The organism is Micromonospora sp. NPDC023869 (genome assembly GCF_055559695.1).
The window spans coordinates 445,110-458,541 of sequence record NZ_JBVHKD010000001.1; the positions used below are offsets into that span (position 1 = coordinate 445,110).

Consider the following 13,432-nt stretch of genomic DNA (forward strand, 5'->3'; position numbering starts at 1 on the left):
TGGCTAAACCAGACATTCGGGTGTCAGGCGTCGGCACTGTCCGGGGCCGACGCGGCACGCGGTCGCGAGGCCGGCACGCGGTCGACCGGGGCGTACCCGGCCGCCTGGAGGGTGAACAGGTCGGCGTAGCGGCCGGCGGCGGCCATCAGTTCGTCGTGGGTACCGGCCTCGACCAGGCGACCGTGATGCAGCACGAAGATCCGGTCGGCGTGCCGGACGTTGGCCAGGCGGTGCGTGATGAGGATCGTGGTCGCCCGCCCCTGCCGGTCACGGATCGCCTGGAACAACGCGTCCTCCGCCCTCGGGTCGAGCGCCGAGGAGGGCTCGTCCATCACCAGCAACTCCGCGTCGCGGAGAAAACCACGGGCGGCGGTGATCCGCTGCCACTGGCCACCGGAGAGGTCCTGCCCGTTGGCGAAGGTCCGGTCGAGCAGCGTCTCATACCCGTACGGCAACTCGCGGATCATCTCGTCCGCGACCGCGCGGGCCGCCGCCGCCTCGATCCGGTCCTGCCGCACCTCGCCCTCGATGTCACCGATCGCGATGTTCGTGGCGGCGGTGAACGGCCACTTGTGGTACTCCTGCGTGACCACCGCGATGCGGTCCCGCAGCCCGTTGCGGTCCAGCTCGGTCAGGGCCCGCCCGTTCCACCGGATCGCCCCCTCGGTAGGGGTACGCAGGGAGGCGATCATCGCGGCGAGGGTGCTCTTGCCGGAACCGTTCTCCCCGACGAACGCCACGGTCTGCCCCGCCTGGACGGTCAGCGTCACCCGGTCGACGGCCAGGTCGTCCCGGTCGGGGTACCGCAGGCTCACCCCGTCGACGGTCAACTCCCGCAACCGCTCCGGCGGCACGGCGTCCACCGCCTCCGGCAGGTACCCGGCGGCTCGGGTCATGAAGCCGGTGTAGTCGCGGAAGTGCTGGCCCTCGGTGTAGACCCGGTCCATCTGGAAGGTGACCACCGAGAGCGAACGCTGCGCCGCCTGCACCGCGATCACACAGGTCGCCGCAGCGGCGAGCGGGATCTGCCCGTCGATGAGCAACAGGCCGAGCAGGACATAGACCAGGCCGGTGGCGACACCGCCGATGAGCGACCCCACCGTGGTGGTCGTGGTGACCCGGCGGGCCAACGCGAGCTGGATGTCGGTCTCCACCGCCATCACCCGGTCGTGCTGGTCGAGCAGGAACCGGCGCAACCCGTACGAGCGCAGCTCCGGTGCCGAGTCCCGCTCGGCCATCAACCGGTGCAGCAATCCCATCCGCCGTCGCCGCACCGAGCCGGCGATGTAGGTCCGATAGTGCAGGTGTCCGGCGCGCAGCGACGCCCAGGCGTTCGGCACGGTGGCGACCAGCAACGCCAGCAGCAACAGCGGGTGGACCACCACCACGGCCACCGCCACCGCCACCACGCCGACCAACCCGGCGAGCAGGTTCATCGAGGCCGGCACCAGACTCACCGCCGAATCGGTGCCCCTCGACGCCCGCTCCATGTCGTCGGCGAACGCGTCCGCGTCGAACGCCTCCAACCGCACCGCCGTGGTCACCTCGAACAGGCCCCGCTCCACCTCCCGGCTGACCCGGGGCGTCAGTCCGTTCAACGCGTACCCGGTGGCGATCGCCATGCCGGACCGCACTGCGGTCGCCGCCGCCAGCACCACCAGCGCGGGAAGCGCCGCCACCACCTTGTCCCCAGTCGGCCCACCGGCGAACAGCTCCACCAGCACCCGCTGCGTCGCCAGCAGCCCGAACGCCGACATCACCCCCGCGCCGACCGTCGCCACGGCCACCACCGAGGTACGCACCCGGTCGGCCCGCCAACTGATCCGCAGCGCCGCCCAGACCAGCGTGGGAAGTTCGGCGAAGACGGCGAACAGACCGGCCTCCGTCCGGGCTCGCATCCCGCTCTCCCACCACGTCGACCGCAGCTCGGGCAGCACCGACTCGACGGTCACCGGCTCTGAGCGCGGGGCGTGGACACGACGTCGGGTCGGGGTGACGGCCATGGGCGTACCTCCTGGGACGGGTGGACGGCGCGACGCCGGTGTCAGGCACACCGGACGATGGCCACCGACTTCATCGCTGAAGGCGTTCGGACCGCTACCTATAGTCACTGCGGAGGTGTCGTCGGTCCAGCCCCTGTCGGCGTGCCGACCCACGATGTCGACCGATGCGGCGTCCGGGATCGGCAACGCGACGCGCGATCGCGTCAGGACCCGGCGTACTCCGGGAGCCGACGGGCCACCTCGTCCGGCCCGGGCATCGCGGCGATCTCCCGAGCCAGCGCGGACGCCGCGTCGCGGTGTTCCGACCGACGCGGCAGCAGGCGCGCGGCGTGCTCGGCGACCGCCTCGGCGGTGACCTCGTCCGGCCGCAACCGCAGCCCCGCACCGGCGGCCACCACGGCGTCGGCGTTGGCGAACTGGTCGGCGCCCTGCGGAAGGATCAGTTGCGGCAGACCGGCGGCGAGCGCACCGAGCGTGGTGCCGCTGCCGCCGTGGTGCACCACCAGGTCCGCCCGGGGCAGCACCTCCGCCTGCGGCACCCACTCCCGCACGACCACGTCGGCCGGTACGACGCCGATCTCCTCCACCGGCACCCGCCCGGCGGCCACCACCACCCGGGTCCCCAGCCGGGCCAGCCCCGCGACGGTGGTGGTCACCAGGTCAGCGGAGCCGAAGGCGGTCCCGAAGGTCAGATAGACCAGCGGCCCAGACCTGTCGTCGTCCCCGGTCGGCATCGGCCCAGGTGCCGAGAACGGGACCGGCCGCAGCGCGATCCGCTCGGCCGTCGCGGCGAACGTCGCGTCCTGCAACGACGGTGGGCAGATGTCCAGGTGCGGCCGTCCGGGTGCGGCAGCGATCGCGGTCGGCGACTCCAGGCCGATGTGTGGCGGGAACATCCGGCCGAAGCCGTGCCAGAGTCCGGGGACGCCGGCCTGCGCGGCGGCGACAGCCGCTCCGGGTACGCCCCAACCGTGCACCACCAGGTCCGGGGCCAACCGCTCCAGATCCGGTGCCAGGTCCTCGGCGTACATCTCGTAGAACGTGTCGGCGGGACGGAACGGCCGCAGCCCGTTCGCGGCCAGCGGGGCATGCACCGCCTCCCCGGCGGCGAAGTGCACCTCGTGCCCGGCCTGTCGGGCGGCGACGGCCAGCGGGATCATCGGATAGGCGTGACCGACCGAGGCCAGGCTGGCGAAGATCAGACGCATCGAGGTCTCCTACCCGTCAGGCACCGCGTGGGGCGTACATGATCACGGCCACGCCGAGCAGGCAGATCGCCGCGCCGGTGACGTCCCAGCGGTCCGGCCGGAACCCGTCGAAGATCATTCCCCAGGCCAGCGAACCGGCGACGAACACCCCGCCGTACGCGGCCAGGATGCGCCCGAAGTTCGGGTCCGGCTGGAAGGTGGCCACGAACCCGTACGCACCGAGGGCGAGCACCCCGGCGGCGACGAACCACAGTCCACGGTGCTCCCGCCAGCCCTGCCACACCAACCACGCCCCGCCGATCTCGGCGACGGCGGCGAGCACGAACAGCAGCACGGAACGCAGCACGGTCACGGCCCGCACCCTACCCGGATGTAAGCAGGGGACCCCTGCTATGCACCAGGCGTTAGTACGGGTCCCTTCCTTACATCCCGGCCTACCCGGCCGGATGGGCCATGGTGCCGGTGAGCGTGACGGTGCCCGGCAGCCGGGAGTCCTGCCGCAGGAACTGCACCACCACCGGCACCGCGGAGTGCACCACGCAGCCGTACGGGCGGTCCAGGCGGACGGCCTCCGGATCGATCAGGTCGTTGACGCGTACGTGCCGGATCCGTCGGGCGCCGACGACGAAGCGGTACGGCCCGACCGGCTCGGCGTCCTCGTAGTAGAAGGTGAGCGTGAGCCGGGCATCGGCGTCGGAGGTGTTGAGTACGCAGATCTTGTCGAAGCTGGTGAACTCCGGTTCCGATCCGTTGCTGCCGAGCGGGATGTGCCCGCCCGGCACCACCCAGACGAGTCCGCCGAGCTGTCCCATCACGCCTCCTCGAGCAGTCGGGCCAGATCGGGGGTGAGGAACACCCCGTCCGGGTCGAGGCGGCGCCGCGCCTGGCGGAAGTCGTCCCAGTGCGGGAAGAGCGGGCGCAGTTCCTGTGCGGTCAGCCAGTGTTTCTTACCCCAGTGCGGTCGGCCACCGTACTGCCGGAAGATCGCCTCCATGTCGCGGAAGTACTCCTCGTACGGCAGCGAGGTGTTCTGCAGGCAGGCGATGGTGGTGGTCGGACGGTCGTACGCGTTGCTGAGCCAGATGTCGTCGGCGGCGATGGTCCGCACCAGCACCCGCCACCCCACGATGCGCCGGTGCCGGTTCAGGATGCGCTTGCGGACCTCGGTGAAGCAGGCCGTGAACGCCTCGGCCGGCAGCATGTACTCGATCTCCTCGAAGCGCAGGTCCCGGTCCTGCGGGATGGTCCGGTGGGTCGGGCCGATCTCCAACTCGCGGGGCTCGGTCCACGGCGTCGACTCCAACGCCTGGCGGGCCACCCACATCTGCCCCTCGGGCAGGTCGTCGGCGCGGTTCATGGTGCGGATCTGGGTCAGGTCGCTGCGCGGGTACCAGTAGAAGTCCATGTTGCGGTTGGTGTGCTGCAACTCGGCCAGGTGGTCCAGGGTCCAGTCGACCGGCGCGCACCAGGCCCGCCGGCGCAGCTCGTAGCGGGGCTGCGCGTCAATGGTGATCTTGGTGACCACGCCCAGGGCACCGAGCGAGAGCCGCGCGGCGGGCAGCAGGTCGGCGTTGCTGTTCGGCGAGATGTCCAGCGTCTCGCCGGTGCCGGTCACCAGCCGCACCCCGGCGACCTGAGTGGAGAGGTTGCCGAACCGGACGCCGGTGCCGTGCGTACCGGTGGCGGTGGCACCCGCGATCGACTGGTAGTCGACGTCGCCGAGGTTCTCCATCGCCAGACCGGCGTCATAGAGGCTCTCACCGAGCGCCTTCAACCGGGTGCCGCCCCAGACCGTGAACTGGTCACCGTCCTGGTGGACGACCCCGGTGAGCCGATCCAGGCTGACCAGCGTCCCGTTGGTGCGGACCAGCGGACTCGACGAGTGCCCCGAGCCGACCGGACGCAGGTGGGTGCCGGACTCGCGGGCCCGCAACACCAGCTCGCGGACCTCGTCCTCGTCGGCCGGCTCGGCGTTGCCACCAGGGGTGAAGGAGAGGCTGCCGGACCAGTTCACGAACGGACGGGGCATCACGACCTCTTCTCGGTGACGAACAAGACGCTTACCCGGCCGCGAGCTGGGTATTCATGCTTCAAACCCGTACTGCAACGAGCATTTCGGCAATCACGTCCTTCCGGAGCTGCGATGACCTATCCCCCGATCGACTCGTACGCCTTTCTCTCCGACACCCACACCGCCGCGCTGGTCGCCGCCGACGGCGCGGTCGAGTGGTTCTGCGTGCCGCACTTCGCCGGTGACGCCGTCTTCGCCCGCCTGTTGGATCGCGAGGTCGGCGGTGCGCTCGACCTCTCCGTGGCCGGCTGTGACACCCCGACCCGGCGGTACCTGCCCGACACGCTGGTGCTGGAGAGCCGGTGGTCGACGCCCGACGGGGTGGCGGTCGTCAAGGACTTCCTCGCGGTGGCGCCGGGGGACGCCGCCCAACCGCTGCGCGCGGACAAGGTGCTGGTACGCCGGGTGAGGGTGGAGGAGGGTACGGTCCGGTTGGCTCTGCGGATCCGGCCCCGACCCGACCACGGCGCCCGGGACACCACCTGGGAGCACGTCGACGGGCGCTGGCGGGCCGCCGGCACCCCGCTCTGGGTCGACACCGACCTGCCGGCCGAGCACGGCGACGGGGTGCTGCGGATCGAGGCGGAGCTCTCCGCCGGTCAACAGGCGGCCGTGCTGGTCGGCTACGACGAGGACGCCACCCGGGACGTCGACGCCGACGAGATGCTGGCGCGTACCTGCCGGACCTGGCAGGACTGGTCCACCCGCAGCGACTACGCCGGCTTCGGCGCGGACGAGGTGCGGCACAGCGCGCTGGTGCTGCGCGGGCTCGCGTTCGACGAGACCGGCGCGTTGATCGCCGCGCCGACCACCAGCCTGCCGGAGCACATCGGCGGGGTACGCAACTGGGACTACCGGTACGCCTGGCACCGGGACTCGGCGCTGCTGCTGCTCGCGTTGTTCCGCCTCGGGCACGCCGAGGAGGGTCGGCGCTACCTGCACTTCCTGATCTCCGTCTGCACCGGCGACCTGCTCACCCCGCTGATCGGCATCCACGGGCACATCGACGAGGAACGCGAGCTGGAACACCTGGAGGGGTACGCCGGCTCCCGGCCGGTCCGGGTCGGCAACGAGGCCGTCGAGCAGGTGCAGTTCGACACGTACGGGCACATCCTGGACGCCGCGCTGGTGTACCACGAGCTGACCGGCGAGCTGACCCGGGAGCAGTGGGAGTTGCTGCGCAAGCACGTCGAGGTGATGGCCGACCGGTGGACCGAGCCGGACCACGGCATCTGGGAGATCCGTGGACCGCGCCAGCACTACGTCAACGCGAAGGTGATGACCTGGGTCTGCCTGGACCGGGGCATCCGGCTGGCCGAGCTGCTCGACGACCGGACGGCGGACGTCGAACACTGGCGCACGGCTCGCGACGCGGTCCACGCCGAGGTGCTCGAACGCGGCTACGACCCGGAGGTCGGCAGCTTCGTGATGGCGTACGGCTCCACCGAGCTGGACGCCTCCCTGCTGCGCATCCCGCTGGTCGGTTTCCTGCCCGGCGACGACCCCCGGATGCAGTCCACCATCGACCGGATCCGGCAGGAGCTGGAGGTCGGCCCCGCCCTGGTGCGCCGCTACCGTGCCGACGACGGGCTGCCCGGCGAGGAGGGCGCGTTCCTGCTCTGCTCGTTCGAGCTGGTCTCGGCGCTGGTGCTGGCCGGCCGGCGGGACGAGGCACGCAAGGCGTTCGACCAGCTCCTCAATTACGCGGGCCCGCTCGGCCTGTACGCCGAACAGCTCGACCCCGACGGGACGGCGCTGGGCAACTACCCGCAGGCGTTCACCCACCTGGCCCTGATCGAGGCGGCGATCAACCTCGACGAGGCCGGTGACCGGGACGCCCTGCACGCCTGGGCCGCCCGGGGCGGCTCCTGACCCGTAGGCGGCCCGGCATGTAAGGAGGGGTCCCCTGCTAACGCCTCGTGCATAGCAGGGGACCCCTCCTAACCGCCGCCGGAGCCGGAGCCGCGGCCGTGTCGGAGCCCTGACCTCGGCGCTTTCCGTTCCGGCGGGAACCATGCCGGGTCCGGGAGCGACTACGAATACATGGGGTGTGAGCAGTGGCGGGAGATTCTCTCGGCGCAGTTGGACGGCGAGGCGACAGCGGATGAGCAACGCGGGGTGGACCTGCACCTGAACAGGTGCGCCGGCTGCCGCCGGTGGCTGAACACGGCGGCGACGGTGACCCGGCGAGCGCGTACCCAGGTGGTGTCCGCTTTGCCGGACCTGACCGCGACGATCCTCGCCGCCGCACCGCCGCCGCGCCGGGGTTGGCGCGTCCGGCTCGCCGCCGTCACGCCGCGTGGTGACCTGTTCACGTCGCTGGCCGGACGTGCCCGGACGATCACCGCGCTGCGGGTGTCGCTGGGTCTGCTGGGCGCGGTGCAACTGGTGCTCGGGCTGGCGCAGATCGGCCGGGCCGAGGTGGCCGAGCACGTGCACGCCACCGGCCAGCACCTGTGGCACGAGTCCGCCGCCTGGAACGTGGCGGTCGGCGCCGGGTTCCTCTTCGTCGCGTTGCGCCGGACCGCACCGTCCGGGCTGCTGCCGATGCTCAGCGCCTTCGTGGCCACCCTGGTCCTGCTCTCGGTCAACGACCTGGTCGCCTCGCAGGTCGCCGTGGAACGGCTGGTCAGCCACGGGTTCCTGGTGGTCGGCTACCTGATCACCGTGTTGCTGGCCCGCAGCCTGCGCCGACCCGGTGACCCCAGTGACCGGCAGCGACCCGAGCGCTCCCGCTGGCGGCTGCGTCTCGACGAGGTCGACGAGCCCGCCCCGTTGCGACTGCTGCCGCCGCACTCGGCCCAGGCCCGGCACGGCCGCGACCACCGCCGCGCTGCCTGACCGCGCGGCCCCCACGGGGGCCGGGACGGCACCGCGTCAGCCGGCGGTGCCGTCCCGGCCCCGCCGTCGACGCGGGGTCGCGGTGTCCATCGCCGCGACGAGGTCCTCACGGGCGCGGGCCACCCGGGACCGGATCGTGCCGACCGGTACGTCACACACCTGGGCCGCCTCGGCGTAGGAGAGCCCCAGCAGTTGGGTGGCGACGAACGCCTCCCGCCGCTCGTGCACGAGCCCGTCCAGCAGCCCGCGCAGCACCACCTGCTCGTCCACGGCGGCCTCGACGCCGGCCGAGGTCGCCTCGGCGGCGGACTGCCAGTCGACGAGGTTGGCGGTGCGGGGCCGCGACACGGCTGCCCGCACCTGGTCGACGGCGACCCGTCGGGCGATGGAGAGCAGCCAGGTCCGGGCACTGGAGCGGCCGGCGAACGAGGGCAACGCGCGCCAGGCCCGCAGGTACGTCTCCTGGACCAGGTCGTCGACCTCGCGCACCCCGGGCAGGTGGGCCAGGAACCGCCGTACGTCGTGCTGCGTCGCGCGCACGAACGCGGCGGCGGCAGCCTGGTCGCCCCGCCCCGCGGCGAACGCGTACCCGCTGATGTCGTCGGTCACGGCAGTCATCGCCGTATTGGTCGCTCCGGCACCCGGGTTGGTTCCCGGCGACATCCGAAAAATCATCGACGCACACGACACCGCCGGGCCGACATACGGCCCGGCGGTGTCGTGTGACGCGCTCCGGTCAGCTCCGGAAGGCGTCCTTGATCTTCTCGCCCGCCTGCTTGATGTTGGCGCGCATCTGGTCGCCGCGACCCTCGGCCTCCAACTGCTCGTTGTCGGTGGCGCGGCCGACGCCTTCCTTCACCTTGCCGGTGGTGTTCTCGGTGGTGTTGTTGAACTTGTCCTCGAAGCCCATGTCAGCCTCCCGGGGTATCGGCTCAGCTCTTGCTACGCGGATCAGGTACCCAGCCGAACCGCACCGGAACCATCCCGGTTCGAAGAAATCGGTCGGAAGCGCCGCAGCCGCAGACTGTTGGCGACCACGAAGACCGAGGAGAAGGCCATCGCCGCACCGGCGATCATCGGGTTGAGCAATCCAGCGGCGGCCAGCGGCAGGGCCGCCACGTTGTAGGCGAACGCCCAGAACAGGTTCCCCTTGATCGTGCCGAGGGTGCTGCGGGCGAGCCGGATGGCGTCCACCGCAGCCAGCAGGTCGTCGCGGACCAGGGTCAGGTCGGAGGCCTCGATCGCCACGTCCGTACCAGTGCCCATGGCCAGCCCCAGGTCGGCCTGGGCGAGCGCGGCGGCGTCGTTGACCCCGTCGCCGACCATCGCCACCGCCCGACCTTCGGCCTGCAACCGCGCGACCACCGCGACCTTCTCGGTCGGCAGCACCTCGGCGATCACCTCGTCGATGCCGACCTCGGCGGCGACCGCCCGAGCGACGGTGGTGTTGTCGCCGGTGAGCAGCACCGGGGTCAGGCCGAGCGCGCGCAGCCGGCGGACCGCCTCCCAGCTGGTCGGCTTGACCTGGTCGGCCACCGCGAGCATGCCGCGCGCCCGCCCCGCCCAACCGACCAGCACGGCGGTACGTCCGGCCACCTCCGCCTCGGTCGCCGCCCGCATCAGGTCCTCGGGTACGTCCATCCCCCGCTCGCGCAGCAGCCGGGTCCGCCCGAGCAGCACCTCACGGCCGTCCACCGTACCGGTCACGCCCAGCCCCTCGACGTTGGCGAAACCGGTGACCGGCGGCAGCTCGCCCAGCTCGGCGGCACCGGCCACGACCGCCCGGGCGACCGGGTGCTCGGAGCCGGACTCCAGCGCGGCGGCCAGCCGCAGCACCTCGGCCCGCTGCTCGCCCGCACCGGGCTGGACGTCGAGCAGCGTCATCCGGCCGGTGGTGACGGTGCCGGTCTTGTCCAGCACCACGGTCTCCACCCGCCGGGTGGACTCCAGCGCCTCCGGCCCCTTGATCAGTACGCCGAACTCCGCACCCCGCCCCGTGCCGACCAGCAGTGCGGTCGGCGTGGCCAGGCCGAGGGCGCACGGGCAGGCGATGATCAGCACCGCCACGGCGGCGGTGAAGGCCGCCGTCGGCCCGGCGCCGGAGCCCAGCCACCAGCCCAGCGTGCCGGCGGCCAGGGCGATCACGATGGGGACGAAGATCCCCGAGATGCGGTCGGCGAGCCGCTGTGCGGCGGCCTTGCCGGTCTGCGCCTGCTCGACCAGCCGCGCCATCTGGGCCAGTTGGGTGTCGGCACCGACCCGGGTGGCGGTGACCACCAGCCGGCCGCCCGCGTTGACGCAGCCACCGACCACGGTGTCGCCCACGCCCACCTCGACCGGCACCGACTCACCGGTGACCATGCTGACGTCGACCGCCGAGGAGCCCTCGTGCACCGTGCCGTCGGTGGCGATCTTCTCGCCGGGCCGCACCACGAACCGGTCTCCCACCGCGAGCTCGTCGACCGGGATCCGGGTCTCCACGCCGCCGCGCAGCACGGCGACGTCCTTGGCGCCCAGCTCCAGCAACGCCCGCAGCGCCGCACCCGCGGTCCGCTTCGCGCGGGCCTCGAAGTACCGCCCGGCGAGGATGAACGCGGTGACCCCGGCCGCCGCCTCCAGATAGATGTGGCCGGTGCCGTCGGTCCGGCTGATCGCGAAGCTGAACGGGTGGGTCATGCCGGGCGTGCCGGCGGTGCCCAGGAACAGCGCCCAGATCGACCAGCCGAACGCGGCGAGCGTGCCCACCGAGACCAGGGTGTCCATGGTCGCCGCGCCGTGCCGCAGGTTGACCAGGGCGGCCCGGTGGAACGGCAGTCCGCCGTAGACCACCACCGGGGCGGCCAGCGTCAGCGACAGCCACTGCCAGTAGGTGAACTGCCAAGCCGGCACCATGGCCAGCGCGATCACCGGCACGCTGAGCACCACCGAAACCCACAGGCGGGTACGCAGCGCACGCAGCTCGTCCACCGGCTCGGCAGCTTCCGGCGTGGCCTGCCGGGGTGATGGCACCGCCGCCGTGTAGCCGGTCTTCTCGACCGTGGCGATCAGCTCCTGCGGGGTGACCGGGTCGGCGTAGGAGACGGTGGCCTTCTCAGTGGCGTAGTTGACGCTGGCCTGCACGCCGTCCAGGCGGTTCAGCTTCTTCTCGATGCGGGCGGCACAGGACGCGCAGGTCATGCCGCCGATGGACAACTCGATCAGGTTCGCTGCCGTGGGCAGGGGTCGACTCGTGGTCATGGCTGGTCCCTCAGTCGTGCCCGTGTCCGGGCGTACCGTGCCCGTCGTCCGGCGCGGCGGTGGGGCCGACCGGGACGTGCACCGGGTCCCCGACGTGCACGGTGAACTCGGCGGTGCGTACCACCCCGCCGTGGCGGAAGTCGAGATAGAGCCGGTAGGCACCGGCGGACGGGAACTCGGTGGCGAAGCTCACCCGGGGTCCGGGCTCGGTGCGCCCGTCGTCCGGCACCCCCTCCGGGTGGACGTGCAGGTACGCCAGGTCACCCTGCCGCAGCGCGACCAGGTGCCCGTACGCCCCGAGATACGGCTCCAGGTCGGTGACGGGTACGCCGTCGCGCTCGACGGTCAGCGTCAGCGTGGACGAGCGGCCCGGCTGCGGCGTGCCGTCCAGGGTGACCGTGTAGTCGTCGACCGTGGCGGTGGGCGCCGGGGCGGGCAGCGGCCGCTCGGTCAGCGTGCCGGGGACGGTCACGTCGACGCCGAGCGTCAACGGCTCGCCACCGGTCGGGGTGAAGTCGGCGAACGCCCGCCACACTCCGGGCGCGGTGAGCGGCGTGGCGACCCGCCAGGTGCCGTCCGGCGTCAGCTCGGGGTGCACGTGGCGAAAGCCGGAGAGGTCACGCCGGGCGACGATCAGGTGCATCGGCTTGTCGTGCACCACGTCGTAGCCGGTCACCGGCCGGCTGTCCGGGCCGGTGATCCGGAAGGCGAACTCGCCCGCCGGGGCCTCGACCGGCACGAGGGTGTAGCCGCGCTCGGAGACGAGGAGCCCGCCGGGCAGATGCCCGGTCGCGCCCGCGTCGTGCCCGGCTTTGTCGTCATGTCCGGCGTTCTCGTCGTGCCCGCCCTGATCCGGGCCGTCGCCGTGGCCGGTCGCGCTGTCGTGGCCGGTCGCGGTGACCGGGGCCGTCGGGCCGGTCACCTGGCCGACTCCGTACGCGGCGGCGAACACCGCCGCGAGGCCGAGCGCGAAGCCGCTCAACTTCGTCGCCGTGTTCATCGGGACACCTCGGTCTCCGGTCGCCTCAGGCGGCGACCAACTCGTAACCGGCCTCGTCGACTGCGGCCCGGACGGCGGCCGGGTCCAGCGGCTGCGCGCTGGTGACGGTGACCTGGCCGCTGGCCAGGTCGACCTGGACGTCCTCGACGCCGGGGATCGCGCCGACCTCGGCGCTGACCGCGCTGACGCAGTGGCCGCAGGTCATGCCCTGCACCTGGTACGCCGTGGTGACCATGGCAACTCTCCTCTCCAGGGCCCGCCCACCCGGCCGGGCACCTCGTCGAATACCCTCGGGGGGTATCCACAACCGTGACCGTACCATACCCCCCAGGGGTACGTTATCCTCGTGTTCATGAGCACACCCGCGCCGATCCGCGGCTACACCGCCAGCAAGGACCAACTGCTCGCCCGGCTACGTCGTGTCGAGGGGCAGGTACGCGGCGTCGAGAAGATGGTCGACGAGGATCGCTACTGCATCGACGTGCTCACCCAGATCTCCGCGATCCAGGCCGCGCTGGACAAGGTCGCTCTCGGCCTGCTCGACGGACACGCCCGGCACTGCATGCACGAGGGCGCCGCCGAGGGCCGCGCCGACGAGATGGCCTCCGAGATGATGGCCGCCGTCGGCCGCCTGATGAAGCGCGGCTGACCCGCCCGTCGCCTGATGAGCCGCGGCTGACCCGACCCACCCGCACGCCCGGCCGGGAGTGTCGTCTCCGACGCCCGTCCCCGACACACGCTCGCGACCTGCGTTCCGATGCCGACCTGGCTACCATTCGCCACGATGGCCAGCCGATCCGGAAGCCTCCCGGCCCCCGCCCGCCGTCGGGCACGCACCACCGCCGCAGCAGACCTTCGGCGGCCCGTCGCCGTACCCCCGACACGGTCGCGGCGCACTGCCGCCGCCCGCGTGTGGCGGTGTGACACGGCCGCAGCCCTGCCGCGGTTGCGCACCCCGGCCGCAGCCCTGCTGCGGTTGCCGAGAGCCGGCCCCGCCCTCACGGTACGCAGCCATCCTGCCACGCTCGGGCCATTCCGGATGCCCGCCGCAGCTGCCGACCGGCGGCGCTGA

Annotated in this window: 13 protein-coding genes; 3 read left to right on the forward strand and 10 right to left on the reverse strand. The window is 72.3% G+C overall.

The annotated features are described in order from the left end of the window. Positions 1 to 23: 23 nt before the first annotated feature. From ACZ31C_RS01660 to ACZ31C_RS01680, 5 genes are all read right to left on the reverse strand, one after another. Positions 24 to 2,003 carry an ABC transporter ATP-binding protein gene (locus ACZ31C_RS01660; RefSeq protein ID WP_465793763.1) on the reverse strand — a complete coding sequence of 660 codons (1,980 nt, stop codon included), beginning with the start codon at positions 2,001 to 2,003 and terminating at the stop codon, positions 24 to 26. A gap of 203 nt (positions 2,004 to 2,206) precedes the next feature. Further along, positions 2,207 to 3,211 (reverse strand): glycosyltransferase, encoded by a 1,005-nt coding sequence (locus tag ACZ31C_RS01665; protein ID WP_465793764.1) that lies wholly within the window; start codon positions 3,209 to 3,211, stop codon positions 2,207 to 2,209. Positions 3,212 to 3,227: 16 nt separating this feature from the next. Beyond that, positions 3,228 to 3,563: a YnfA family protein gene (locus ACZ31C_RS01670; protein WP_350696092.1), complete on the reverse strand. Its 336-nt coding sequence runs from the start codon at positions 3,561 to 3,563 to the stop codon at positions 3,228 to 3,230. Positions 3,564 to 3,645: 82 nt separating this feature from the next. Then, entirely contained in the window at positions 3,646 to 4,023 is a 378-nt protein-coding gene (locus ACZ31C_RS01675) for a sensory rhodopsin transducer (RefSeq protein ID WP_465793765.1), read from the reverse strand. Further along, entirely contained in the window at positions 4,023 to 5,240 is a 1,218-nt protein-coding gene (locus ACZ31C_RS01680; RefSeq protein ID WP_465793766.1) for a D-arabinono-1,4-lactone oxidase, read from the reverse strand. Before ACZ31C_RS01680 ends, ACZ31C_RS01675 begins: the two co-directional genes overlap by 1 nt. Before the next feature lie 114 nt (positions 5,241 to 5,354). Here ACZ31C_RS01680 and ACZ31C_RS01685 point away from each other — a divergent pair, with 114 nt between their 5' ends. Together ACZ31C_RS01685 and ACZ31C_RS01690 are read left to right on the forward strand one after the other, a co-directional pair. Continuing rightward, positions 5,355 to 7,154 (forward strand): glycoside hydrolase family 15 protein, encoded by a 1,800-nt coding sequence (locus ACZ31C_RS01685; protein ID WP_465793767.1) that lies wholly within the window; start codon positions 5,355 to 5,357, stop codon positions 7,152 to 7,154. Positions 7,155 to 7,325: 171 nt separating this feature from the next. After that, positions 7,326 to 8,123, forward strand: a complete 798-nt coding sequence (locus ACZ31C_RS01690) for a zf-HC2 domain-containing protein (RefSeq protein WP_465793768.1) — start codon at positions 7,326 to 7,328, stop codon at positions 8,121 to 8,123. A gap of 36 nt (positions 8,124 to 8,159) precedes the next feature. Here ACZ31C_RS01690 and ACZ31C_RS01695 read toward each other — a convergent pair whose 3' ends face one another. The 5 genes from ACZ31C_RS01695 to ACZ31C_RS01715 all read right to left on the reverse strand — a co-directional run bounded on the left by ACZ31C_RS01695 (position 8,160) and on the right by ACZ31C_RS01715 (position 12,595). Then, a complete protein-coding gene (locus tag ACZ31C_RS01695) occupies positions 8,160 to 8,741 on the reverse strand; it encodes a sigma-70 family RNA polymerase sigma factor (protein ID WP_465793769.1) in 582 nt (193 codons plus the stop codon). A 118-nt stretch (positions 8,742 to 8,859) separates the two neighbouring features. Next, positions 8,860 to 9,033, reverse strand: coding sequence for a CsbD family protein (locus ACZ31C_RS01700; protein WP_396692211.1), 174 nt, complete (start codon positions 9,031 to 9,033; stop codon positions 8,860 to 8,862). Between the two features lie 41 nt (positions 9,034 to 9,074). Then, positions 9,075 to 11,360: a heavy metal translocating P-type ATPase gene (locus ACZ31C_RS01705; RefSeq protein WP_465793770.1), complete on the reverse strand. Its 2,286-nt coding sequence runs from the start codon at positions 11,358 to 11,360 to the stop codon at positions 9,075 to 9,077. Positions 11,361 to 11,370: 10 nt separating this feature from the next. Beyond that, the gene (locus ACZ31C_RS01710) at positions 11,371 to 12,360 is read right to left on the reverse strand and encodes a hypothetical protein (protein ID WP_465793771.1); all 990 of its coding nucleotides are present in this window, start codon (positions 12,358 to 12,360) and stop codon (positions 11,371 to 11,373) included. A 25-nt stretch (positions 12,361 to 12,385) separates the two neighbouring features. Then, positions 12,386 to 12,595 carry a heavy-metal-associated domain-containing protein gene (locus ACZ31C_RS01715; RefSeq protein WP_396741003.1) on the reverse strand — a complete coding sequence of 70 codons (210 nt, stop codon included), beginning with the start codon at positions 12,593 to 12,595 and terminating at the stop codon, positions 12,386 to 12,388. A gap of 117 nt (positions 12,596 to 12,712) precedes the next feature. Here ACZ31C_RS01715 and ACZ31C_RS01720 point away from each other — a divergent pair, with 117 nt between their 5' ends. Continuing rightward, on the forward strand, positions 12,713 to 13,009 hold the full coding sequence (locus tag ACZ31C_RS01720; RefSeq protein ID WP_117230386.1) for a metal-sensitive transcriptional regulator: 297 nt from the start codon (positions 12,713 to 12,715) through the stop codon (positions 13,007 to 13,009). Positions 13,010 to 13,432 lie beyond the last annotated feature (423 nt).